The 292-nt window shown below is 69.5% G+C and carries 1 protein-coding gene; it reads left to right on the top strand.

What is annotated here, in order from left to right; all coding sequences use genetic code 11:
- The coding region (locus tag NQU54_RS48955) for a SpnB-like Rossmann fold domain-containing protein (RefSeq protein WP_257636711.1) at nucleotides 1-292 on the top strand (292 nt) is incomplete at both ends.

The following is a 292-nucleotide window of genomic DNA, read 5'->3' as shown; positions in this document are numbered from 1 at the left end:
GGTGCCGACGGTCGGCGACGACGTCCTGGCCGACACCCACCGCATCACGACCGAGACCCTGACCCGCGTCCAACAACACCTGGCCCAGGACACCACCACCCCCCTCGTCATCGAAGCCGCCTACGACGACCTCGCCGGCGCAGCCGTCTGGGGACTCATCCGCACCGCCCAAACCGAACACCCCAACCGCATCGTCCTCATCGACACCGACAACCACCCCACCTCCCGCAAGGCACTACCCACCCTGATCGCCTCCGGCGAACCCCAAGCCCGCCTCCGCGACGGCGCCATC

This window comes from Streptomyces malaysiensis subsp. samsunensis, from assembly GCF_024519315.1.
Taxonomy (GTDB): Bacteria; Actinomycetota; Actinomycetes; order Streptomycetales; family Streptomycetaceae; genus Streptomyces; species Streptomyces malaysiensis.
The sequence above is the reverse complement of the archived record's forward strand: the minus strand, read 5'-3'. Positions and strand labels throughout refer to the sequence as shown.